General features: G+C 62.6%; 26 protein-coding genes. 21 read left to right on the top strand and 5 right to left on the bottom strand.

The features are described from left to right. Positions 1-282 precede the first annotated feature (282 nt). Positions 283-810: a DUF417 family protein gene (locus AC5ZFO_RS03230; RefSeq protein WP_282519897.1), complete on the bottom strand. Its 528-nt coding sequence runs from the start codon at positions 808-810 to the stop codon at positions 283-285. A gap of 476 nt (positions 811-1,286) precedes the next feature. Between AC5ZFO_RS03230 and AC5ZFO_RS03225 the strand changes: the two genes are divergently transcribed. From AC5ZFO_RS03225 to AC5ZFO_RS03165, 13 genes are all read left to right on the top strand, one after another. Next, on the top strand, positions 1,287-1,652 hold the full coding sequence (locus tag AC5ZFO_RS03225; RefSeq protein ID WP_282519898.1) for a response regulator transcription factor: 366 nt from the start codon (positions 1,287-1,289) through the stop codon (positions 1,650-1,652). 212 nt (positions 1,653-1,864) lie between these two features. After that, positions 1,865-2,308 (top strand): sigma-70 family RNA polymerase sigma factor, encoded by a 444-nt coding sequence (locus AC5ZFO_RS03220; RefSeq protein ID WP_223153778.1) that lies wholly within the window; start codon positions 1,865-1,867, stop codon positions 2,306-2,308. Between the two features lie 56 nt (positions 2,309-2,364). Beyond that, the gene (egtD, locus tag AC5ZFO_RS03215) at positions 2,365-3,345 is read left to right on the top strand and encodes an L-histidine N(alpha)-methyltransferase (protein ID WP_496121325.1); all 981 of its coding nucleotides are present in this window, start codon (positions 2,365-2,367) and stop codon (positions 3,343-3,345) included. 133 nt (positions 3,346-3,478) lie between these two features. Next, on the top strand, positions 3,479-3,733 hold the full coding sequence (locus AC5ZFO_RS03210; protein ID WP_282519900.1) for a hypothetical protein: 255 nt from the start codon (positions 3,479-3,481) through the stop codon (positions 3,731-3,733). A gap of 37 nt (positions 3,734-3,770) precedes the next feature. Further along, entirely contained in the window at positions 3,771-4,454 is a 684-nt protein-coding gene (locus tag AC5ZFO_RS03205) for a sensor histidine kinase (protein WP_282519901.1), read from the top strand. Between the two features lie 19 nt (positions 4,455-4,473). Further along, complete coding sequence (locus tag AC5ZFO_RS03200; RefSeq protein ID WP_282519902.1) at positions 4,474-4,986, top strand: YkgB family protein; 513 nt, start codon at positions 4,474-4,476, stop codon at positions 4,984-4,986. A 579-nt stretch (positions 4,987-5,565) separates the two neighbouring features. Then, complete coding sequence (locus AC5ZFO_RS03195) at positions 5,566-7,239, top strand: GAF domain-containing sensor histidine kinase (protein ID WP_282519903.1); 1,674 nt, start codon at positions 5,566-5,568, stop codon at positions 7,237-7,239. 2 nt (positions 7,240-7,241) lie between these two features. Further along, a complete protein-coding gene (locus AC5ZFO_RS03190) occupies positions 7,242-7,856 on the top strand; it encodes a response regulator transcription factor (protein ID WP_282519904.1) in 615 nt (204 codons plus the stop codon). Between the two features lie 346 nt (positions 7,857-8,202). Continuing rightward, positions 8,203-9,135: a helix-turn-helix transcriptional regulator gene (locus AC5ZFO_RS03185; protein WP_282519905.1), complete on the top strand. Its 933-nt coding sequence runs from the start codon at positions 8,203-8,205 to the stop codon at positions 9,133-9,135. Between the two features lie 187 nt (positions 9,136-9,322). Next, the gene (locus tag AC5ZFO_RS03180; RefSeq protein ID WP_496121323.1) at positions 9,323-10,174 is read left to right on the top strand and encodes an alpha/beta fold hydrolase; all 852 of its coding nucleotides are present in this window, start codon (positions 9,323-9,325) and stop codon (positions 10,172-10,174) included. Between the two features lie 59 nt (positions 10,175-10,233). Beyond that, positions 10,234-11,208, top strand: coding sequence for a zinc-binding alcohol dehydrogenase family protein (locus AC5ZFO_RS03175; protein ID WP_282519907.1), 975 nt, complete (start codon positions 10,234-10,236; stop codon positions 11,206-11,208). Between the two features lie 32 nt (positions 11,209-11,240). Beyond that, positions 11,241-12,011: an SDR family oxidoreductase gene (locus tag AC5ZFO_RS03170; protein WP_282519908.1), complete on the top strand. Its 771-nt coding sequence runs from the start codon at positions 11,241-11,243 to the stop codon at positions 12,009-12,011. A 121-nt stretch (positions 12,012-12,132) separates the two neighbouring features. Further along, positions 12,133-12,543, top strand: a complete 411-nt coding sequence (locus tag AC5ZFO_RS03165; RefSeq protein WP_282519909.1) for a DUF2000 family protein — start codon at positions 12,133-12,135, stop codon at positions 12,541-12,543. A 43-nt stretch (positions 12,544-12,586) separates the two neighbouring features. Here AC5ZFO_RS03165 and AC5ZFO_RS03160 read toward each other — a convergent pair whose 3' ends face one another. Genes AC5ZFO_RS03160 through AC5ZFO_RS03145 form a run of 4 tightly spaced genes read right to left on the bottom strand, consistent with a single transcriptional unit; the run spans position 12,587 to position 14,482 of the window. Further along, positions 12,587-12,799, bottom strand: coding sequence for a hypothetical protein (locus AC5ZFO_RS03160; RefSeq protein WP_282519910.1), 213 nt, complete (start codon positions 12,797-12,799; stop codon positions 12,587-12,589). 45 nt (positions 12,800-12,844) lie between these two features. Beyond that, positions 12,845-13,111 carry a DUF6510 family protein gene (locus AC5ZFO_RS03155; RefSeq protein WP_224517587.1) on the bottom strand — a complete coding sequence of 89 codons (267 nt, stop codon included), beginning with the start codon at positions 13,109-13,111 and terminating at the stop codon, positions 12,845-12,847. 5 nt (positions 13,112-13,116) lie between these two features. Beyond that, positions 13,117-13,878 (bottom strand): ferredoxin reductase, encoded by a 762-nt coding sequence (locus AC5ZFO_RS03150; RefSeq protein WP_282519911.1) that lies wholly within the window; start codon positions 13,876-13,878, stop codon positions 13,117-13,119. Further along, the gene (locus AC5ZFO_RS03145) at positions 13,865-14,482 is read right to left on the bottom strand and encodes a sulfite oxidase-like oxidoreductase (RefSeq protein WP_212100660.1); all 618 of its coding nucleotides are present in this window, start codon (positions 14,480-14,482) and stop codon (positions 13,865-13,867) included. The genes AC5ZFO_RS03150 and AC5ZFO_RS03145 overlap by 14 nt, the downstream gene beginning before the upstream one ends. Positions 14,483-14,704: 222 nt before the next feature. On the opposite strand from AC5ZFO_RS03145, the gene AC5ZFO_RS03140 reads away from it, so the two are divergent. The 8 genes from AC5ZFO_RS03140 to AC5ZFO_RS03105 all read left to right on the top strand — a co-directional run bounded on the left by AC5ZFO_RS03140 (position 14,705) and on the right by AC5ZFO_RS03105 (position 21,308). Next, the gene (locus tag AC5ZFO_RS03140) at positions 14,705-16,243 is read left to right on the top strand and encodes an amidase (protein ID WP_282519912.1); all 1,539 of its coding nucleotides are present in this window, start codon (positions 14,705-14,707) and stop codon (positions 16,241-16,243) included. Positions 16,244-16,487: 244 nt separating this feature from the next. After that, positions 16,488-17,096 carry a cytochrome P460 family protein gene (locus AC5ZFO_RS03135; protein WP_282519913.1) on the top strand — a complete coding sequence of 203 codons (609 nt, stop codon included), beginning with the start codon at positions 16,488-16,490 and terminating at the stop codon, positions 17,094-17,096. 24 nt (positions 17,097-17,120) lie between these two features. Beyond that, complete coding sequence (locus AC5ZFO_RS03130; protein ID WP_496121320.1) at positions 17,121-17,702, top strand: cytochrome P460 family protein; 582 nt, start codon at positions 17,121-17,123, stop codon at positions 17,700-17,702. 62 nt (positions 17,703-17,764) lie between these two features. Then, positions 17,765-19,039: a beta-propeller fold lactonase family protein gene (locus tag AC5ZFO_RS03125; protein WP_282519915.1), complete on the top strand. Its 1,275-nt coding sequence runs from the start codon at positions 17,765-17,767 to the stop codon at positions 19,037-19,039. A gap of 108 nt (positions 19,040-19,147) precedes the next feature. After that, a complete protein-coding gene (locus tag AC5ZFO_RS03120) occupies positions 19,148-20,059 on the top strand; it encodes an urease accessory protein UreD (RefSeq protein ID WP_282519916.1) in 912 nt (303 codons plus the stop codon). Positions 20,060-20,085: 26 nt separating this feature from the next. Continuing rightward, positions 20,086-20,388: an urease subunit gamma gene (locus AC5ZFO_RS03115; protein ID WP_496121317.1), complete on the top strand. Its 303-nt coding sequence runs from the start codon at positions 20,086-20,088 to the stop codon at positions 20,386-20,388. 9 nt (positions 20,389-20,397) lie between these two features. Continuing rightward, complete coding sequence (locus AC5ZFO_RS03110; RefSeq protein ID WP_282519917.1) at positions 20,398-20,973, top strand: HupE/UreJ family protein; 576 nt, start codon at positions 20,398-20,400, stop codon at positions 20,971-20,973. Then, positions 20,970-21,308, top strand: a complete 339-nt coding sequence (locus tag AC5ZFO_RS03105; protein WP_282519918.1) for an urease subunit beta — start codon at positions 20,970-20,972, stop codon at positions 21,306-21,308. Before AC5ZFO_RS03110 ends, AC5ZFO_RS03105 begins: the two co-directional genes overlap by 4 nt. Positions 21,309-21,318 lie beyond the last annotated feature (10 nt).

Genomic DNA, 21,318 nt, shown 5'->3' with positions numbered 1-21,318 from the left:
CCCCCACAACAGCACTCATCAGAACGAACCCGCCGGCTTCACGCTGCTCGCTCCTCTGGCCTCCAACATTCGAAGAGGCGGCCACAAAGGTTACAGGCAGATTTGATTTTGATCGGGAACTCCGGGGATCGGGAACTCTCCCGCGAGCCGCAGATTCCCTGGCTTGAGCGGGGGCAATTGCGGGGAGTCTTCGAGAGGTCGTTCAGCGTGGACAGCGTAAGATCTACAAGCCGTCGCCGCAAACCTACGCTCACGTGGAGAATGATCTTGGCGTCCGTCTCGCTATTGCATCGCTTCCTGTCGAACAATCCCGTCCTGAGCCGGCGACACGTCGGCTGCTGCCCGGAGGAGGTCCCGCTTGAGCAGATAGACGGAAGCCGCAAGCAGTACGACATCCTTCATGAGGAAGAGGAACGGCAACGTGGCCGCAGGAAAGCCGCCGGCCGGCGCGGCCCAGGCATCGGGGAAGAACGGAATGATCGTCACGGTGGCGACATAGGTCGCGCATGAACCCAGCGACCCCAGGACCGCCAGTCTTCTGCTCCAGAAGCCGAGCAGCAGGAGCAATCCAAACAACAGTTCCGCTGAACCCAGGAAGTAGGCCGCGCCGCGCACGCCAAACACCGGATACAGCCAGAAGATCAGCGGACCATTGCTGATGAACGGAATCAACGCGTGCGCTTCGTAGTCGAACCATTTCTGGCAGCTGAAGACGAAGAAGACGACGATCATCGCCACACGCGTGACATGGTAGTCAAAATCGCCTCTGACCAGATCGAGCTCGGACAGCTTCTTTATGAGATGGTCCATCTGATGTCGTCTCATCCTCGAGGTCGCGGATTGGCGCCAAGGGCGGCGTCGACGTCTGTCGCGTCCTGAACGGTAGCCAAGCTTCGAAGAGCGCGCTGTGCGCGGGTTATCGTGCATTTCTCAAACTTGCGCTGTTCGGCCGCAGGCGACCGGGATCGGCGTGGCCTGACATCGCGTCGCCTTTGGTGGCTCGCCCTTGGCACCGCAGACCCATACCAAAGTATGGGTCTGTGCATCACAATCGCGAGATTGTAGGAGCCACCCGCCGAACGCATCCTCGGGGCCGACATGCGCAACCGATCATGGCGCAGCTACTGGATTTTCCTCAGTTGGGGAGACCGAACATGTGCCTCTCGCGAACAAGCATCGAACGTCACGACAGCAGCCGCCTGGTCAACTGGGGAGCGGCTTGCGCTTCAATCGCCCGTGTTGCGATCGCGTTTCGATGACGATCGCGTCTTGCGAGGGTAAGTCAGGTGAAGGTCCCTTTCGTAGGAGTCGTCGATGACGACGAGGCCCTGTGCCTGTCTTTGGTGGATCTGATGCGATCGATCGGCTACCGCTCCGAGCCGTTTGACAGGGCCGAAGCGCTGCTGAGCTACGCCGGCCGGTTCAGCTTCGACTGCATCATTGCCGACGTTCACATGCCTGGAATGGGCGGGCTGAACCTCGTTCGCGAGCTCCAGCAGCAGAAGGTCGGAGCGCCGGTGATTCTCATTACCGCGCTTCCTCACAGGCAGCTGGACGCCGAAGCGGCCTCGATCGGCGCATTCTGCCTTCTCAGAAAGCCGTTCGAAACGAGCGCGCTGCTGGAGTGTCTCGACAGGAGCCTTCGAAGATGAAAGCGCTCTCGGGTGACGACATCACGTCCTCTATGGCGACGCAATCATCTGGCGGGGACGCGCCCGGGCGTGCAGGACCCCGGGAGGGTACGGATCCGCCGCGACATGATCGCCGGAAGATGGCCCGTTGGGAGAGATGGAACGATTGTTCGGAGCGATGGGGCCGGCTCCTGCTTGCGGCGCGAGCAGGGGACGGAGACGCATATGAGCGATTGCTGCGGGAGCTGGATCTGTGGCTCCGTGCCTACTACGCGCGCCGGCTTCCCTATCCCGCCGCCGACGATGCGAGGCAGGAGGTGCTCCTGGCCATTCACGCGAAACGCCACACGTTTGCGGCCTCGAAGCCCTTCGGCGCCTGGGTCACGGCGATTGCCCGCTATAAATGGGTCGATCGCGTGCGCGATGCGTCTCGCTACAGCGCGCTCGCGCTCGACGAAGACATCGCAATCGAGGATCACGAAGGTGCCGCGATCAGCGCTGCCGCGCTGGACCAGCTGCTTGGCCGATTGAAGCCTGCGCAAGAGAGCGTGATCCGCCTCGTGAAGCTCAATGGTCTGAGCATCGCGCGAGCGGCCGGTGCGACCGGACAGTCGGCGGCCCTGGTCAAGATCAATATCCATCGCGGCCTGAAGAAATTGTCGACATTGGTCTCCTGACGTCATTGCGGCCGCGGGCCGGGCCGACCGAGACGTCGTGCGAAGGAAAGCCGAAATTGCTTCAACTCCAGAACGAAATGCGATCTACGGTGGCCGACCTGACGGCGGCGTTCCGCTATGACATCATGGAAGGGCTGAGCCTCGCGCCAAAGGCAATTCCGGCGAGATGGCTTTATGACCGACGCGGATCGGCTCTGTTTGAAGCCATCACGCTGCTGCCCGAATACTACCCGACACGAACCGAGCGATCGATTCTTGCGTCCGCAGTATCGGAAATCGCCGCGCTCGCGGGGCCGGGCCGCGCGGTCGTAGAATTCGGCTCAGGCTCGTCGGCAAAGACGCGACTGTTGCTGGCAGAGACGGAGCCCTCCGCCTATGTGCCGATCGACATCTCGGGCGAGTTCCTCCGGGAGGTTGCGGCAGGCTTGTCGCATGCATTCCCGGCACTGCCGATCTATCCAACCGAGGCCGATTTCACCTATCCGTTTGGGCTTCCGGAAGAGATTGCCTCGACTGCGCGCCTCGGCTTCTTTCCGGGGTCGACGATCGGAAATCTGACCGTGCCTGCGGCGGTCGACCTGTTGCGGGCCATGGCGGCGACCCTGAGTGCCGGATCGATGCTGCTGATCGGCATCGATCGTATCAAGGATCAGGATTTTCTGCTGCCGGCATATGACGACACGCAGGGGCTGACGGCCGCATTCAATCTCAACCTCTTGCATCGGATCAACCGCGAGCTGGGCGGCTCGATTCCGCTGAGCGCGTTTCGCCATCTGGCGCGCTGGAATGATGCGGAGGCGCGTATCGAGATGCATCTGGAAGCCACGCGCGACGTCCGTTTCGAGGTCGACGGTCGCGTCTTCTCGTTGTCGAAGGGCGAGACCATCCACACGGAGAACAGCCTCAAATACGGGCGCAGGGATGCCTTCGTTCTGCTGCAGGCCGGCGGATGGAATCCCGTCGCCGATTGGACCGACGACAGCGGGCTCTTCTCGGTCATTCTCGCGGAGCAAAGGCCCGCGCCGGCGGCACCCTAGGTTGAATCGGGGCGCAGACGGAAACATTCCAACAATATCGCCTCAATCGGCGCAATCCACGAACAGCGAGGCCCGTACACATGCTGCATAATGTGCGCGTCATCATGGCAATCAACTGCGTTGAGGCGCGACCATGCAACTCCGTTCATCCCTCATCCTGAGCTTCGCCGCCATTCCCCTCACCGCGCTGGCAGATCCGCTGCCGGCGCCGTCGCCGAAAGCGCCGAGCCCGGCCGAGAGCGTCCAGGTGCAGCCGCGCGGCAATGAATTCATGCCGAATTCACTTGCCGAGGATGCGGTGCAGAAGCGCATTACCGACTTCAACCGGAAACTGGAAGGTCTGGACGCAGATCTCGACAAGAAGCTGAAAATCTGCCGCGGGTGTTGATCGATATCCGTTTCAACAAACAGCGATAGGTCCGCACATGAGGCACACTGTCACCGGTTCATTCCGCGACGGAAGCGGGTGCGCGAACTACGAGCGGATCGCCCCGATCCGGGATGACGCGCTCGAGGATGTCGTCAGGGAATTGCAGCATCGCATGCGCAATATCCTCAGCATCGTTCTGTGCTTCGTGAACAACACCGATGCGAATTCGACCGCCGATTTTCGCGAGGCGCTCTCGGCACGGATCGCGACCCTGTCCGATGCCTACAGGATGATCGAATCCGCGGGGGATCAGCGAGTGTCTCTCGCGGCGATGCTGGAGCGAACGCTCAAGCCGCACGCGATGTTTCACAGGGGCCGCATTCTGCTCGCGGGGCCGGACCTCACGCTGGAGCCGCACATCGCCTTGGCGCTGCACGTCATCATTCACGAGCTGGCGACCAACGCGACCAAGTACGGCGCGCTGACATCGACGGCAGGAGCCGTCGAGGTGATCTGGGAAAGCCCGCCCTATCTCGGCGGACAAGGTCTTGCGATCCAGTGGCGCGAGCGCGGCGGACCGATTGTGACCAAGCCGGAACGCAAGGGCTTTGGCACGCAACTGATCGCAAGGGCCCTGCCGGGCGCGCAGGTCGATCTCGACTTCGCACCGGACGGTCTTGTCTGCCGGCTTCTGATCGATCTCGGTCAGACGCTGACCACGCAAGGGCCCGTCAGTTAGGATCAGGAGGATCGACACCATGAGTACATTGGCGAGAGCCCCGCGCACATCGTTCGCAAGCAGGCTGCCGATATCGGGGCTGCTTGCGGGAGACCTGGATTACCACATCGTTCGGGCGTCGATGGTGATCCTGTTCTTCTTCTTCGGTTACCAGAAATGGTGGGCGTACGAGGCGGATCGCCTGGACCCCTTCATCAGCAACGGCCCGCTGATCTGGTGGCTCTATCCCGCTTTCGGCCATCAAGGTGCCAGCTGGTTCCTCGGCGTCTCCGAATGGACTTTTGGTGCTCTGATATTCGCGGGGTTCTGGAGCAAGCGCCTCGGCATTGTGGGCGCCCTTGGATCGACCGGTACCTTCATCGCAACAGTCACGATCATTCCGTTTATGCCGGATGGTTGGGACGCTGCTGCGGGCGGCTTTCCGGCGATGACGGGCAACGTTCCGTTCCTGATGAAGGATGTCGTGCTGCTTGCGGTGTCGTTGTATCTTCTGAAGCAGGACGCGGCGCGTGTTCTGCGACTTGAGGCTTGAGATACACTGCAAGGCAGATGCAGATCATGGCCAGCGCGAGCACGGGATAGTGCAACGAGACGGCCGCCGCGGCGAGGAAGCCGAGCAGGGTGGTCAAGGATCGCATGCGCATGATCGTGCGCGCCTGGCCCGGGATCTCCTCGATCGCCGGCCGGTCGACGGCTTCCCAGCACAGCAACAGATAGGTCGCGTTCACCAGGGCGAATACGCCGGCATAGACGGTGACGGGCAGCGGCGCCAGCCTTGAGCTCGCGATCCGATGCAGGCCTGCGCGGCAGTGTCTCGACGCCCCGATTTGGCCTGAACAGCAAGCGGGTCATGCCGGCGGCCAGCGGGGCGCAATGCCCGCGCTCCGCACTTTCGTAGACATTCGGAGCAACCGTCGCATCGGTTACACCTGCTTCGAAAAAAATCGGGGCAATGCGCAACGACGTGCATGGCGCTGGCTCGTGAACCGTGGCTCTCGCGACCAAACTTGGCAACGTTCTCAAGTCCCGTTACATGTTGCGGCGTACTGACGCGCTCTCGTCCCACCCCCCGATACGCAAGCGGCGAGGTGATGCGTCGAGACGCCTGGAAATGATTGTCACGACGAGACATCTCGGTATGAGGCTTGATAACGAGACGCACGAACTGGATCTGGTCGCGAAGGCGTTTCAGATCATCTCGAGAGAAATCAGCTATCAGGGATTGGCCAAGGCTCTCCTCATGGAGGCGCGGAGTTACTCCGGGGCCAGTCGGGGAGCGATCCTGCTCAGCGGGCAAAGAGAGTTGCTTGCCAAGGCCGATGCGAGCTTCCCGCGCGAGAGGGCGAACTTCCTTGCCTCCTTCCCGCCGCACGCCGAATTCCGCTTGCCGAGCGACCTTGCCGAAGAGGTGCTCGATCGAAAGCAAACGGTCGTGAGGCAAGCCGGCGCGGAGAGCTCCGCACTGATCGATCCCGCGAACCCGCCGTCTGGAAAGATAGCCCAGCTGTGCCTGCCGTTGATTCACCAGCACTGGGCGATCGGCGTTCTCTATCTGGAAGCGGATGGAGATGCGGATATCTTCACGCCGCGATGCGTCTGGGTGACATCCATGCTGGCCAATCAGGCCGCCGTCTCATTCGAATCGGTACGCCTGTTCGAGGCGTTGCGCGAGACCAACATGTGGATGGTCAGAGGTCAGCAGATCGGCGGGATGGGCAGCTATCGCTGGAACACGCGCACCTTGCTCTCCCGCGGATCGCGCGAATGTTACCGCATTCTGGATATCGACCTGGACGTGAACCCCGTGCCCTTCGAGGTGTTCAGGAGCCGGGTCCACCCCGAGGATTATCCCGCACTGGAGCAGGCGCTCACCGAAGCGATCAGCACGAAGTCACCCTTCACCCACGAGTACCGCGTGGTCCACCGGGACGGCAAGACGTTGCATGTCGTGGCCGTCGGGCAATTCGATGAGGGGCCCACGGGAGACCTCGAGCTGGAAGGCATCATCACGGACGTCTCGCAACGGAAGGCGGCGGAGCAGGCTCTCGCCGACGCGCGAAACGAGCTTGCGCGGGCGACGGGTCTGACGTCCCTTGGCGAGCTCGCCGGCTCGATCATTCACGAGATCGATCAGCCGCTAACGGGCATGATCATGAGCGCGGAAGCTTGCCTCCGGTGGCTCGCCCGCGATCCCGTTCAAGCGGCGGAGGCCCGGAAATCGGTCGCGCGCATCATCAGGCAGGCACGTCGAGCCGCGGAGGTTGTGACCGGGGTCCGCTCTCTGGTGCGGGGCACGCAGGTCCATTTTGCCGAGTTCGATATCAACGATGCGGTTGCGGAGGTTCTGCTTCTGTCGAAAAGGGAAATCGAGCGCGCCGGGGTCGTCGTCCGTACCGACTTCGATCGATCATCGCCCCGTGTCGAGGCAGACCGTGTTCAGGTCCAGCAGATCGCCCTCAACCTCGTGCGCAACGCGATCGAGGCCATGGCCGGGGTCGAGGACGGGAACCGCATTTTGGCCCTCTCTTCGGGGGTCGTCGATGGTATGATTTCCGTGGCAATCGCGGATACGGGGGGCGGCATCAGCCCGGCCGATAGAGAGCGGGTCTTCGAGACGCTCTATACGACGAAGGGAGCGGGACTCGGTCTGGGACTGTCGATCTGCCGCAAGATAGTGAAACTCCACGGAGGACAGCTATGGGTGGAAGAAAACGGGAGGTGCGGAGCGAAGTTCACCTTCGCTCTCCCGCTTCGCCAGGCGGTTCAGTCGTCGGAAAGCCGGTAGACATGCCTCCTTCCGGTGTCGTTCATATCGTCGACGACGACCGCGCGGTTCGCGAGTCCCTTGGCGATCTGCTCGAGTCCCTGCACTACAAAGTCGCCTTGTACGGATCTGCCTCGGATTTCCTGGAGGTTGAACTGTCGGATGCCCCTGCGTGTCTGGTGCTCGATGTCAGATTGCCCGGCACGAGTGGCCTGGAGCTGCAGGAGTACCTGACGAAAATCAACGTCGGAATCCCGGTGATCCTGATGACCGCCTTTGGCGACATTCCCATGTCGGTAAGAGGCATGAAGCTGGGGGCGGTCGATTTTCTCACCAAGCCGATACGGGATCAGGATCTGCTCGACGCGATCACTGCCGCGATCCGAAAGGACATCGATCGGCGCGACGACAACGCGCACCTTGCGCAGTTGCAGGAGAAGTTTTCACTCCTGACCACGCGCGAGCGGCAAGTGATGACGCTGGTGGCATCCGGTCTGATGAACAAGCAGGTCGCCAGCGAGCTCTCGATCAGCGAAGCGACGGTCAAGATGCATCGTGGCAGCGTGATGCGGAAGCTCGGGGCAAAAACCGCGGCGATGCTCGTTCGAATGGCCGAAGCGCTCCAACTCCAGGGCTGAGGCTTCGCCTCCGGGACTGGCATCTCGTGCCGAATCATCTCGGCGCCGTCCCTGCACGCGACCCATACCTAAGTATGGGCCGGAACAGCACAAGCGTGAGATTGTCCGCGAGCGCGATGAAAAGCATGTTGCCCCTGTGCGGTGCTGTCAGCCGGCGTTGGCAGCGCGCCTTGACCGGAGAGGTAACGCCACGTGCAGCTTGCGGCTTCAAGGCCCGTATCCGGGCGATCAGGGCATCTCCTCCGTGCAGAAATTCGTTGACGATTGGACGCGGCCATCCGGAGCACAGAACAGGGCGACGACGATGGGGATGTACGTATCAAATTCGAGTGAGAGCACGCCAAGGATGGCGGTCTCCGCTTCGCCAATCCGGCCGGTGGACGAGACGCTGTCGTCCAGGCCGTCCGACGCCGCGCTTCATCCGACGGTCAGCATAACGCCGTCCGAGCCGGTGAAGCGCCTTGGGATCGGCTGGCGCTGGTGGTTTTCGGAGAGCGTTCACCTGCCGGTCGGCAACAGGATTGAATTTCGCTTTCAGGGATCGAGACATCTCCTGGCGTTGTACAACGAGGGAGCGCGGAAAAGCGGTGAGACCTCCATCGATGGCCTCTGCTCGTCGAAGCTGCGAGGCTCCGAGCACAGGCTGACCTTTGTCCCGGCGGGACGCGCTTATCAGGAATGGCATGAGGCCGCCTCGTCTGCGCAGGTGACCTTCCTCTATTTCGATCCGGCCGCGCTTCACAAGTCCGACGACGGCGCGGCCGGGCTCGCGCCAAGAATATATTTCGAGGATCCGCTGGTCTGGGAGACCGCCTCCAAATTGAAGAAGGCGATCGAGAGCGCCGAGACGAATTGCGCGCCCTACCTCGAGGCGCTCTGCGGCGTGCTCGCCCACGAGCTTTCCAGGTCCGATCACGATGTTGTTCGCGAGCCGGCAGCGGTCAGTCGTGGAGGTCTCGCGGGTTGGCAAAAGCGTGTCGTGGTCGAGTACGTCGAGGCGCATCTGGGAGAACAAGTCTGCCTCCTGAAGCTCGCCGAGCTCGCCAGGCTCAGCGTTCACCACTTCTGCCGTGCTTTCAAGAAGTCGTTCGGGATCCCGGCCTACCAGTATCAGGTGCAGCGACGCATGGAGTTCGCCAAGCTGCGGCTGGCGGATCGGGCAGTATCGATTACCGACATCGCACTCAGCCTGGGCTACGCGCAAACGAGCTCCTTCAGCTCCGCCTTTCGCAAAGCGACGGGTTGGACTCCTACGGACTATCGCAGGGGGTTCGAATGAAGAGTTCCGAGGCGCGATAGATCGGGCAGAGCAGGGGACAGGCAGTCTCGTACGGGCAGAAATCCCCGGGGAGTCTGTAACCGGATCGCCCCGAGCCACGAAATGTTCAGGTGAGACCCCCTCGAATCGGCTGCCATCAGATCATCGATTTCACCGGGCGCAACAGGCGTCGAGGGAAGGACCTCAGATGACGAGCATTCGATACCGCAAGGCGGACGTGGACGGACTGAACGTATTCTATCGGGAGGCTGGCCGGGCTGACGCGCCCGCCTTGCTGCTGCTGCACGGATTTCCGACCGCCGGCCACATGTTCCGCGAGCTGATCCCGGCGCTCTCGGATCGCTTCCGACTGGTGGCGCCGGATTTGCCCGGGTTCGGGCAGTCCGACATGCCGGCTCGCGAAAGCTTTGCCTATACGTTCGCCGCGTTGGCGCAGGTGATCGAACGATTCACGGAAGTCATCGGACTCGCCCGTTTCTCGCTCTACGTTTTCGACTATGGCGCGCCGACGGGCTTTCGGATGGCTCTTCGACATCCCGAGCGCATCGTTTCCATCATCTCGCAGAATGGCAACGCCTATGAGGAGGGATTGAGCGAAGGCTGGAGCCCGATCCGGGCTTACTGGCAAGATGCATCGCAAGCGAATCGCGCGGTGCTGCGATCATTCCTTTCGCCAGAGACGACGGTCTGGCAATACACCCACGGGGTGCCTGACGCCTCCCTGATCTCCCCTGATGGCTTCACGCTGGACAACCATTATCTCGAGCGCCCAGGCGCGGACGAGATCCAGCTCGATCTGTTCGGCGACTACAGGACCAACGTCGCCATGTATCCGGAATTCCAGGCCTACTTCCGCAAGCGCAAGCCGCCTTTCATGGCGGTCTGGGGCAAGAACGATCCCTTTTTCCTGCCGGCGGGCGCGACGGCGTTTCAGCGCGACATGCCGGCTGCCGAAGTGCGCTTCTTCGACACGGGGCACTTTGCGCTCGAGACTCATGCTCGGGAGATCGCGGCGGCGATCGGTGATTTTCTTGCCTAGCCAAATTCAAATGGGTAGCCGCCGCTTCCCTCGCCGCGGCAGATGTCAGGAGAACCATCATGCGCGCTATCGTTCTTGATAAATTCGGTGGCTTGGACAGCCTCGTCTATCGGGACGTTCCGGAACCGGAGCCGCAGCTCGGTCATGTCGTCATCGAGGTCAAGGGATTCGGCATCAATCATGCGGAAATGCACATGCGCCGGGGTGAATGGGCCGAAGCGGCGCCGATCAGCGGCATCGAATGCGTCGGTCTCGTGAAGTCGTGTCCGGGCGGAGAATTTCCGGTGGGCGCCAAGGTGGCCGCACTGATGGGCGGTCTCGGCCGGACCATCAACGGCAGCTATGCCGAATATACGCGTGCGCCCGTCTCGAACGTCGCATCGATCGATGCGGACTTGCCCTGGGCCGAGCTCGCAGCGATCCCCGAAACCTTCGCGACGGCATGGACCGGTCTGTTCCGAAATCTCGATCTCGCGAAAGGTCAGGTTCTCGTGATTCGCGGAGCGACCTCCTCGTTCGGTCAGGCCGCACTCAAGCTCGCGGTCAATGCCGGCGCGCGCGTTATCGCGACGACGCGCAGCCGGGAGCGCTTTGCCATGCTGGAGAAGCTCGGAGCCGCGCGGTGCGAAATCGAACGGCGCGATCTGTCAAAGCATCTGCCCGAGGCGAAGCAGGTCGACGCAGTCCTGGACCTTGTCGGCAACAGTGTCGCGCTCGACTCCCTCGCCATACTTCGCCGCGGCGGCCGCTCCTGTCTCGCCGGCTGGCTCGGCGGGCTTGATCCGATTCCGGATTTCAATCCGCTGCTGCAGATGCCGAGTGGCGTCTATCTGACCTTCTTCGGCAGCTTCGTGTTCGGCACGCCCGGGTTTCCGCTCTCCGACGTGCCGTTGCGGGAAATCGCCGCCGACGCAGCGGCCGGCCGGCTGGACGTCAAGCCGGCGCGAGTCTTTCGCTTCGACGAGATTCGCGAGGCGCATCGCGTCATGGAGGCGAACGAGGCAGTCGGAAAGATGGTCGTCGTTCGCGACTGATATTTACAAGCTTGGCATTCGGGAGGGGTCATATGTCTAAATCAGTCGCGATCGTGACGGGGGCGAGCCAGGGGATCGGCCGGGCGACCGCGGTGCGCCTGGCGCGCGATTTCTCGGCGGTTGCCCTGGTCGCGCGAAACCGCGCCAATCTCGAGGACACCGCAAAGGCGGTCAGGGCCGCCGGCGCCGGGGTGCTGGTGATCGATGCCGATCTGGCCGAACCTCGCGCTGCTCAATCTGTCGTCGACCAGACCTTGGCGGCGTTCGGCCGGATCGATGCCCTGCTCAATATCGCAGGCGCGGTACCTCAGGTCGATCTGTTCGAGACGACGGAGGCGCAGTGGGAGGCCGGACTGGCGTTGAAGCTGCACGGCGCCCGGCGGCTCACGATCGCCGCCTGGCCGTCGCTCATGGCTGCGAAGGGGGCGGTGGTGTTGATGTCGGGAAACTCGGCCTCCTTCCCCAAGGCGCCCTATGCCGCGGTCGGCACCATCAACGCTGCAATCGTTGCCTTGGCAAAGGCGTTCTCCGACAAGGGAATCAGCGATGGCGTCCAGGTCAACAGCGTCCTGCCGGGGCCGGTGATGACGGGCCGCCGCCGCTCCTACCTCGAGCACTGGGCGCCCCTGCACAACATGACCGTCGAGGAAGCCACGGCGAAGTTTCCCAAGGACGCCGGGATCGCGCGTTACGGCGAGCCGGAAGAGATTGCCGAGTTGATGGCGTTCCTGGTATCGCCCGGCGCGCGCTGGATGACCGGCTCGGCGTTGCGGATGGACGGCGGCGAGGTGAAGTCGATATAATCGGTCTGCACCCGAAGGGCGTCCGCGGAAATGGGCCGCCTGCAACAGCGTTCGATGCGCGCAAGCTTGGGAAGGGCCCTTTCGCTCTTCGCCAGCGTTGAGGAATAGCGACAAAGCCGTCATGCAATTTGACACCAAGATCGCGGTCGTGGTCCGCACCGACCTTGAGCCGTGGCAGAAGCTGAACGTGGCCTCCTTCCTCGCCAGCGGGATCGCGGCGGCCTTTCCGGCTTGCATCGGCGATCCCTACGAAGACGGCTCCGGGACGAAATATCTGCCGCTGATCGGCCAGCCCATCCTGATCTATGGCGCCGACGGCGCGGCACTATCACGCGCGCTCGATCGCGCACTGACGCGCGGAGTGACGCCGGGGCTCTATACCGAGGACATGTTCAGGACTGCTCACGACGCCGCCAACCGCGAAGTCGTGAAGGCAGTTTCCCGCACGGACCTGAATCTGGTTGGGATTTCGATGCGCGCTGAGCGCAAGGTGATCGACAAGATCGTCGACGGGTTGAAATTTCACGGCTGACGCTTCCGGGACCTGTTCGCCGCGCTCGCGCCGGCCGGCCTTTTTAGTCTTCCCGAGCTCTAGCTCTGAGGAGCTCGTCGCGGCGCCTGATCAGAATCTCGAGCCGCGCGGCCTGATCGTCAATTCGCTGGCCGACGAGCTCTTCGCTCATCGCGATAGAATATGAGGCGGCCTGTTCGATCAACTCGCGAAGCTTCGTCGCCGTGGCGGCAATCTGGCGCTCGATTTCAGCGAGGTGGATGTCTTCACCGTGCATGGGGGTCTTTGATTTCGGAGTTTGGCGGGCGATCGGGCGTGGCCTTCAGAAGTACAGGTGCCGGGCACCGTGCATTTCAAGGACACATCCCCTCTGAGTGCGCGTCGCCTTCATCAGATCGCTTCCGCAATCGGCGCACTTGACGAGCGCCTCCAGCGGCCCGCCGTCGACGGCCAGAGAGCCAAGGCAGGACACCGTGTTGCATGCCGCACACCGAATCTTCGTCAGGGTGATGTCAAAGGCAAAGGCTTCTTGAAGCAAATGTGTGCCGGGATCACCGCCAAGGATGAGGTCGGCGATGTTGTCTGCCATGGCGATCATGCTCCTGTTGGTCCGAAACGCTCGGTTCTTATGGCGAGAGGGTCGAAGCCGAGCTTCACGAGCATGCTCGAGACGCCTTCGACAAACCCCGTGGGACCGCAAATGAAGAAAATGGGATTTTGCTCGCGCCTAAAGCTGCTCTCTGCGAGCAGAGCCTCGTTGACCCGCCCCCGATGTCCGTTCCAGTCGCTCGGATGCTCGCGGGTGAGCGCATAGACCAAGCGCAGGTCGCGATCGCCGCGAGCCATCGTATCGAGTTCATCCCGGTACACGATTTCGGCAAGGCTGCGTGCCGAATAGATCAATGATGCCGGTATGGGTGCGGGCGACCTCCTGCGGTGGCGTAGCATAGCCATCAGCGGCGTAATCCCGGTGCCACCCGCGACCAGGCAAATCGGTCCACCGCGCGTTTGGCTCCAGATGAAATGCCGCCCAATGGGTCCACGAAATTCAAGAGCGTCACCAACCCGCAATTCGTCGAGGAGATAGGAGGACACCTCACCGTCCTCGACCCGTTCCACGGTGAGCGTGAGCAGTTTCTCTTCCGGAGGCGACGCGATCGAGTAGCTTCGTTCGGCCTGATAGCCGTCATCGGCGGTGAGACGGATGTCGACGTGCTGGCCGGGCCAGTGCCCGGACCAGTTGGCCGGCTGCAGGATGATGCTCTTCACCCGGCTTGTCTCGGCCACGATGGCCTGCACGCGACCGGTCTGCCACGCGATCCTGGGCTGCTGCAGAGGCGCATCAGTCTCCGTCATAACGTTGCTCCCGCCAGGGATCGCCATAGTTGTGATAACCACGCGATTCCCAGAACCCAGGCTCGTCCTTGGGCATGAAGCGGAGCCTTCGCAGCCATTTTGCGCTCTTCCAGAAGTAAAGATGCGGCACCAGGAGTCGCGCGGGGCCGCCGTGCGCCGGGGCGAGCGGCAGACCCTCATAGCGGGTCGCGATCATCGCCTTTCCCGCGACCAGGTCGGCCACCGGAAGGTTCGTCGTGTATCCGCCGTCGCAATGCGCCATGACATAGGCGTCCGGCGGCTCGCTCAGCCCGACCACCTTGAGAAGATCGTCGAAGCTGACGCCCTGCCAGACCGTGCTGAGCTTCGTCCATTTCGTGACGCAGTGAATGTCGACCGTGATCGTGGTCTGGGGCAGTGCCTCGAATTCGTCCCAGGTCCATTTCCCCAGCAACGACCCGCCGAGTTGAAGCGCAATCTTCCAGTCGGCGACACGGATATCCGGCGTGGGGCCGGCGGACAGCACCGGGAAGTCGGTCGTCAGATACTGGCCCGGCGGCAGCCGTACGGCTTCGGGTGCCTGTCGCTTGGATTTGAAGCCGCGAGAAACGGGAGGTCGGTCCATGGAAGCGTGCCCTTGTGCGGTGACGCGCAGGATGTCCCGACGCGCGTCGGCTTAACCTGCAGCCCACGTCAGCGCACATGAACCCTGATCGATGCCTTGTCGATGGCCGTCGCGGTGAATGCATCAAGATTGCGAAAGACGAGGCAATCGCGGCTGCGCAGGCAAGAACTGTTTCAATGTCAAATGCGGCTTCGTTCTGAAGTGGTTCAGAAGGAGGAAACGATGTCGAGCGTGAGCCTGCCCTTGCATTCCGACGAACTCGCTTACCTCACCGCGCACGAGCTGGCAGCTCGCATCCGGCGACGTGATCTGTCGCCGGTTGACGTGGTCGATGCGTTCATCCGGCGCATCGAAGCCCGCAACCCGAGCCTGAATGCGCTGGTCTATCTCGATTTCGACGGCGCCCGCACGAGAGCGAAAGAGGCCGAGCGCGCATTGGTCGCCGGCGAGCAGTGGGGGCCACTGCACGGCATCCCGTCGGCGCTCAAGGATCTGTTCGACTTCAAGCCGGGCTGGCCCGCGAGCCTGGGCGGCATCCGCGCGCTCAAGCATCACGTCGTGAACGGTTACTGCGTGTTCTGCGAACGCATGGAGAAGCGTGGCGGCGCCGTGTTCCTCGGCAAGACCAACAGCCCCCTCATGGGATTCCGAGGCACCTGCGACAACTACCTGTTTGGTCCCACGCGCAACCCGTTCAATCTTGCCAAGAACACGGGCGGCTCATCCGGAGGAAGCGCCGCTGCCGTCGCCGATGGACTGCTACCCATTGCAGAAGGTACGGATGCCGGCGGCTCGATACGAATCCCCTCCGCCTGGTGTGGAGTGTATGGCTACAAGGCGTCGTTCGGACGCGTGCCGTTCCTCGTGCGTCCCAACGCGTTCGGCGTGGCCGACTCTCCGTTCCTGTTCGAAGGGCCCATCACGCGGACGGTCGAAGATGCCGCCATCGCGCTGAACGTACTCGCCGGCCCTGATCCGCGAGATCCCTTCAGCCTGATAGAGCCGCCCGTCGACTTCACCGCGGCGACCCGTCGTTCGATCCGTGGCCTCAAGATTGCCTATAGTCCGAATCTGGACGTCTTTCCGGTCGACGGAAAAGTCGCGGCGACGGTCCGCCGCGCGGTACTGGCGTTCGAGGAAGCCGGCGCTCACGTGGAGGAGGTGAAGCTCGGCATCGTTCGCTCGCAACGGGAGCTGAGCGACGTCTGGTCGCGGCTCTACATGCTTCTGAACCTGCAGGCGATCGAGAACATGAAGCGCGACGGCATCGATCTGTTCGGCAAGCATCGCGACGACTTTCCGCCTGAATACATGGATTGGGTCGAGAAGACCAATCGCATGTCGGGGCTCGATTTCTTCCGCGACCAGGCCGTCCGGTCGGAGGTCTACGATGCCTTCCAGAACGTCCTTGAAAGATTCGATCTGTTGGTCACGCCGACCGTCGCGTGCCCGCCGGTCGACAACGCCAGCGACGGCAACACGGCTGGACCGAAGTCGATCAACGGCGTCGAGATAGATCCTCTGATCGGATGGGCCCTGACCTACTTCGTCAACTTCACCGGCCATCCGGCAGCCTCGATCCCCGCGGGTTTGTCCGACGGTCTCCCGGTCGGGATGCAAATCATAGGTCGGCGAAACGCCGACTTCGACGTGCTGGCCGCGAGCGCGGCTTTCGAGCGGCTTCGTCCCTGGCAGGACAATTACCGGATCTGCCGCGAGCGCCCGCTGAGAGCAACCCCGCTTTCAGACCTCCCCCGCTGACCTTGCACCCTCTCGGTCGTTTCCATGGCCGTCCGCGCCGCGATCGCGGTGCCGATAGGGCTGCGTGTCTTGCTTCGAGCATGAATCCCTTCACCGATCGCAAGATCGGCACGGAATGCATCAAGATGGCCAAAGCGGAAGCAATCCCCAGCGCGCAAGATCTTCCGCGACTGGCTAAGTCATCTCTCGACAGGTCAATCGTGCCGGCGCCTCGCGCGTTCGGCCCTAGTCGCGGGAGAAGACAATGCGCGTGAGAGTCCAGGCAGCAGCGGCAGTCATCGTAGGCAGTGCGGTCGCAACGATCCTGTTCTTCGGATCGCTTAGGGATAGCAACGCCCAGAGCAATACGCGCTATCTGCCGGAATACACCGCAGACGGGCAGTTGCTCCTGCCGAAGAATTTCCATGAGTGGGTCTATGTCGGGTCGCCGCTGACGCCGAATGCCCTCAACGGCGGGCAGGCGAACTTCCCGGAATTCCACAACGTCTATATCGAGCCGGGCTCATACGCGATCTACAAGAAGACCGGCGAATTCCCCGAAGGGACGATCCTGTTCAAGGAGCTGCAGCTGACGTTGCCGCAGGAGAACGCCGACGGCTCGCGAACGGAAGCGTCGGGACGTGGCTACTTCCCGGGCAAGTGGAACGGCGCCGACGTGACCGTCAAGGACTCGAAGCGCTTCGCCGACACCAACGGGTGGGGCTATTTCAACTTCAATCACCACGAACCGAAGGCGTCGATGGCCAAAGTGAAGTCGAAGGACGAGTGCGCCTACTGCCATATCGCCAACGCCAAGAAGGACGAGGTCTGGACCCAGTTCTATCCGCTGCTGGACAACAAGGACGCGCGGTGACCGCGCAATGAGCGGAAGATCGGCATGAAAATCCTCAAAGCCGCCTGTGTCGCCGCCGTCGTGATCGTTGGGATCGCGGCCGCGGTCAGGCAGTCACAGCTGCGGGCGAACGCGGCGGATGGTGTTTCGATCGATGCGAGTGTCTCCGACCGCGACGGGCATCTGCACGTGCCCGATGACTATCGGACGACCTATCAAATCCTCGGAAGCTGGGCGATTGCGGCAGACGACGGACACGGCTCGAAGGAGCTTCACGTCGTGTACGCCTCGCCTGGAGTGATCGACGCCTATCGGAAGGACAAGCGCTTCCCGGATGGTGCGGTGCTGGTCAAGGAAGTGTTCAAGGCGGCAACCTCAGAAATGACGACCGGGACTGTCAGCCGCGCCGATGCTTTGAAGGGGTGGTTCGTCATGGTGAAGGACTCCGCGAACCGTCACCCGGAGAGCGCGCTGTGGGGCGACGGCTGGGGATGGTCCTGGTTCGACGCGGGCGATCGCTCAAAAACGACGACGACGAATTACAGGGCCCGATGCCAGGCGTGCCATGTGCCCGTGCGGGCGTCCGACTGGGTTTACATCGATGGATACCCTCCGTTGAAGCCATAGCGATGGTGCAGGTCACCGAAAGTCATTCGATTTACCAAAGCCAATCATCAAAGGAGCGAGAGATGGCTAAAGAGGCGACGACGAGCGAGATGGGCATGTCGAAGGGGCAGACTGGCCATCTCTATATCCAGACCAACGAGATCGACAACGCCATTATTCATTACACGCGGCAGGCGGACGGCAAGCTGGCCGAGGTCGCGCGTATCAAGACGGGCGGCGCCGGCTCCGGTGAATTCAAGCCGATCAGCGGCCAGGACAGCGCGCCCAACTCCTACGAGGGTGCGGGAAGCGTCATCATTACGTCCGATCGGCGCTTCTTGTTTGCGACCAATGGTGGAGACAACTCCGTTTCGAGCTTCCGCCTGGAGAGCGACGGTCGTCTCACGCTGCTCGACGTGAAGTCGACCGGCAACCCGGTCGAGGGCAGGAGCGGCACGGCCAAATCGCTGGCTTTCGCTCCGTCGACGCGCACGCTCTTCGTGCTGCATGCGTTCGGACCGGATCATCTTCGGCTGATGTCGGTCGATGCCGAAGGCATGCTCAAGACGCGGCCCGAGGGGTACACGGTGAACACGTACAGCAAGCGGAACCGTGTCTCCACCATGGTCGTGGTCTCGCCCAACGAGGAGCTTGTGATTGTCGGCACCACTTTCGATGAGCCGATCGCGCTCACCGGCCTGTATCCCGACGGCTCGCCGATTCTCTGGGTCCAGCGCGCCGGCGGCGCGTTGCACTCGATCGCGTCGAATGCACCGGATCCGGACGGCCTCGCCGTATTCGCCTTGCAAAAGGACGGCTCGCTCGGCACGGCCAGGTTCTACGACGCGAAGGGCGGTTCTCCGTTCTACATCGCGTTCCTGAATCAGCGTCCGAATACGTTCGTGATCGGCTATGCCGTCGGCGACGGATGCTCCATCTGCACCATCGAGAAGAACGGCTCGATCAAGATCGGCTCGCTCGTCAAGATCGACACCAGCGCGGGCCTTCCGTCCGAGCTATGCTGGCTCGCCGTCGCTCCCGATGATCGCACGATCTACGCGACGAACTTCGGCTACAGCAACATCAGCAGCTACCGGATCAACGGTAGCGGCCTGGAGATTGCGTGCGATCCGGCCTGTCCGAAGGTCCCCGGCGACGGCACCGCGAGGGGATTGAACGGAACCGTGACGAGCGGTCCCAGCGATAGCTGGATCTCGCCGGACGGCGCCTATCTCTATCAGATCTATGGCAACGCCTCGAAGCTGGTCAGCTACAGCACCCAGCCGGACGGTTCGCTGAAGGAGATCGGCAGCGTCAAGATCCCGTACAACGGCTCCCAGGGTCTTGCGGGCTTCTGATCCCGGTTTCGCGACGAGTCCGGGCGTGGCCGGCATTGCCGTTCCGCGCCCGGCCCCTCCCTCGCCGGCGTGCGAGACACACACAGTCAATCATGAGCCCCGAGACGGATGTTTGAAGCAATTCACGAGCGCTCTCGCGGGACGTCCGCGGCTCATCCCGGCCATCCGGACGAAGCGCAGGGCGCCACGGAAAAATTCGATCTGCAGCGCGCTGTCGGGGAAGCTCGCGTGGTGTTCTGCGGCGCCGCAAACGGCACGGAGATCATCGACGTCTATCAGAAGTTTCCGATGGCCATTGCCTTCCCGAATGTCGACGATCGTCGGCGCAAGGAGGCGGTCCTCATCAATACTTCGGGTGGTGTCGCGGGCGGCGACGAGATCAGGATCGAGGTGGTCGCTCAAGGCAATGCGTCGGTCGCGGTGACCACGCAGGCCGCGGAGAAGGTCTATCGGGCGCTGGATCGGCCTGCGCGAATCCGGACGCGGTTAAGGGCTGAGGGAAATGCCCGGCTTGCGTGGCTTCCGCAAGAGACGATCGTCTTCAACCAGGCGCGCATCGCGCGGCAGACCGAGATCGATGTGAGCTCGGGCACCGAATTGATCGCTCTCGAGTGGCTGGTTCTCGGCCGCATCGAGAGCGGCGAGGAGGTTCTTGCCGGACATATCCTGGACAGTTGGCGCGTCAGGGTCGACGGCCGACTGGTGTGGGCGGATGGCTTCCTCGCGTCAGACCAAGCGCTCCTGCAGCTTCGGAAGACGGCGCTGCTCTCGAACTGGAAGGCGATCGCGACCATGATCTATTTCGGTCCGGGTCTCGAGGCCCGACTCGAGAGATTGCGCGAGATCGGTGCGTCCCTGGAATGCGCGTGCGGCGTCACGATCGTGGGCGCGATCATCGTGGTCCGGGTCGCCGCGATCGCAAGCGTGGATCTCAGGCGAGGTCTGCGCCGCTTCCTCGATCAACTCGATGATGAGCTCGGATCCGGTCCCTTCGGAGTGCCGAAGATGTGGTCCTGTTAGCAGCGCGGCCAAGTGGGAGGCGCATCTTGAATCTGACGCCACGGGAACGGGACAAGCTGATGATCGCCCTCGCCGCGATCGTTGCGCGCGGCCGGCTCGCGCGAGGCGTCAAGCTGAATTATCTCGAAAGCATCGCATTGATTTCGGATGCCATCATGGAAGGCGCTCGCGACGGACGCTCGGTCGCGGATCTGATGTCCGAAGGCGGCCGGCTGCTGCGCCGCGACCAGGTCATGGAGGGCATCCCGGAAATGATTCGCGAGATCCAGGTGGAGGCAACGTTTCCGGACGGGACCAAGCTTGTCCCGGTGCACAACCCGATCCGATAGGAGCTGATGATGCGTATCGTCCCGATCTGCGTCGCCGCGTTGAGCCTGCTTGCCTCGCCGGCCTTCGCTCATCCCATCCTTAGCGCGGGCAGTTCGTTCGACGCCGGTCTCGTCCATCCGTTCAGCGGCGCCGATCATCTGATTGCGATCACGTTGGTGGGAACATGGAGCGCGCTCGTGGGCGGATCCGCGAGAGCCGTGTGGCCGCTGACTTTTCTGATCGCGATGCTGGGCGGCTTCGCCGCGGCAAGTGCCGGACTTCAGCTGGGCTTCGTGGAGGCGGCGATCAGCCTCTCGGTGGTGGCGCTGGGAGCGTTCGTTGCGTTCGAATTCAGGATGCCCGTCATGCTGGGCGCGGCGGCCGTCGGCCTGTTCGCGTTCTTCCATGGTCACGCCCACGGAACTGAAGCCGCGTCGATGCTTGTTCCCTACGTGATTGGCTTCACGACGGCGACCGCCGCTCTTCTGTTGACCGGCATGGTCATCGGGTTCTCTGGAGGACACGCCGCCAGAAAAAGTCTGCTTCGCGCGGCGGGCGTATGCGCCGGGCTTGTCGGGCTGCTGCTGCTTGGAGGCGTGGCATGATTCCCGGGGAGGTCATTCCGGCTGACGGCGACATCGTCCTGAACGGGGACAGGACCGGACTATCGATTGCCGTCGCCAACACCGGCGACCGGCCGGTCCAGGTGGGCAGCCATTATCATTTCGCCGAAGTGAACGCCGCACTCGCGTTCGATCGATCCCTTGCCCGTGGCTGCCGCCTCGATATCCCGGCCGGGACGGCCGTGCGGTTCGAGCCGGGTCAGTCGCGCGAGGTCTCATTGATTCCGTTTGCCGGAGCGCGGCGCATCTATGGCTTCAGCGGCGGCGTGATGGGGCCTCTGGAATCGGGGACCGATGCTCCCGGCGCCAACGAATAAGGTGAGGAAG

The sequence above is a fragment of the Bradyrhizobium sp. Unk1 genome (assembly GCF_059512345.1).
This window is presented reverse-complemented; position numbering and strand designations above follow the sequence as displayed.

Coding starts and splice junctions, on each gene's coding strand:
- AC5ZFO_RS03130 (WP_496121320.1), top strand. CDS start 17,121: ATGAAAATCCTCAAAGCCGCCTGTGTCGCCGCCGTCGTGATCGTTGGG.
- AC5ZFO_RS03205 (WP_282519901.1), top strand. CDS start 3,771: ATGAGGCACACTGTCACCGGTTCATTCCGCGACGGAAGCGGGTGCGCG.
- AC5ZFO_RS03170 (WP_282519908.1), top strand. CDS start 11,241: ATGTCTAAATCAGTCGCGATCGTGACGGGGGCGAGCCAGGGGATCGGC.
- AC5ZFO_RS03200 (WP_282519902.1), top strand. CDS start 4,474: ATGAGTACATTGGCGAGAGCCCCGCGCACATCGTTCGCAAGCAGGCTG.
- AC5ZFO_RS03175 (WP_282519907.1), top strand. CDS start 10,234: ATGCGCGCTATCGTTCTTGATAAATTCGGTGGCTTGGACAGCCTCGTC.
- AC5ZFO_RS03230 (WP_282519897.1), bottom strand. CDS start 810: ATGGACCATCTCATAAAGAAGCTGTCCGAGCTCGATCTGGTCAGAGGC.
- AC5ZFO_RS03155 (WP_224517587.1), bottom strand. CDS start 13,111: ATGGCAGACAACATCGCCGACCTCATCCTTGGCGGTGATCCCGGCACA.
- AC5ZFO_RS03120 (WP_282519916.1), top strand. CDS start 19,148: ATGTTTGAAGCAATTCACGAGCGCTCTCGCGGGACGTCCGCGGCTCAT.
- AC5ZFO_RS03180 (WP_496121323.1), top strand. CDS start 9,323: ATGACGAGCATTCGATACCGCAAGGCGGACGTGGACGGACTGAACGTA.
- AC5ZFO_RS03160 (WP_282519910.1), bottom strand. CDS start 12,799: ATGCACGGTGAAGACATCCACCTCGCTGAAATCGAGCGCCAGATTGCC.
- AC5ZFO_RS03190 (WP_282519904.1), top strand. CDS start 7,242: ATGCCTCCTTCCGGTGTCGTTCATATCGTCGACGACGACCGCGCGGTT.
- AC5ZFO_RS03150 (WP_282519911.1), bottom strand. CDS start 13,878: ATGACGGAGACTGATGCGCCTCTGCAGCAGCCCAGGATCGCGTGGCAG.
- AC5ZFO_RS03125 (WP_282519915.1), top strand. CDS start 17,765: ATGGCTAAAGAGGCGACGACGAGCGAGATGGGCATGTCGAAGGGGCAG.
- AC5ZFO_RS03110 (WP_282519917.1), top strand. CDS start 20,398: ATGCGTATCGTCCCGATCTGCGTCGCCGCGTTGAGCCTGCTTGCCTCG.
- AC5ZFO_RS03140 (WP_282519912.1), top strand. CDS start 14,705: ATGTCGAGCGTGAGCCTGCCCTTGCATTCCGACGAACTCGCTTACCTC.
- AC5ZFO_RS03210 (WP_282519900.1), top strand. CDS start 3,479: ATGCAACTCCGTTCATCCCTCATCCTGAGCTTCGCCGCCATTCCCCTC.
- AC5ZFO_RS03165 (WP_282519909.1), top strand. CDS start 12,133: ATGCAATTTGACACCAAGATCGCGGTCGTGGTCCGCACCGACCTTGAG.
- AC5ZFO_RS03135 (WP_282519913.1), top strand. CDS start 16,488: ATGCGCGTGAGAGTCCAGGCAGCAGCGGCAGTCATCGTAGGCAGTGCG.
- AC5ZFO_RS03185 (WP_282519905.1), top strand. CDS start 8,203: ATGGCGGTCTCCGCTTCGCCAATCCGGCCGGTGGACGAGACGCTGTCG.
- AC5ZFO_RS03105 (WP_282519918.1), top strand. CDS start 20,970: ATGATTCCCGGGGAGGTCATTCCGGCTGACGGCGACATCGTCCTGAAC.
- AC5ZFO_RS03145 (WP_212100660.1), bottom strand. CDS start 14,482: ATGGACCGACCTCCCGTTTCTCGCGGCTTCAAATCCAAGCGACAGGCA.
- AC5ZFO_RS03195 (WP_282519903.1), top strand. CDS start 5,566: ATGATTGTCACGACGAGACATCTCGGTATGAGGCTTGATAACGAGACG.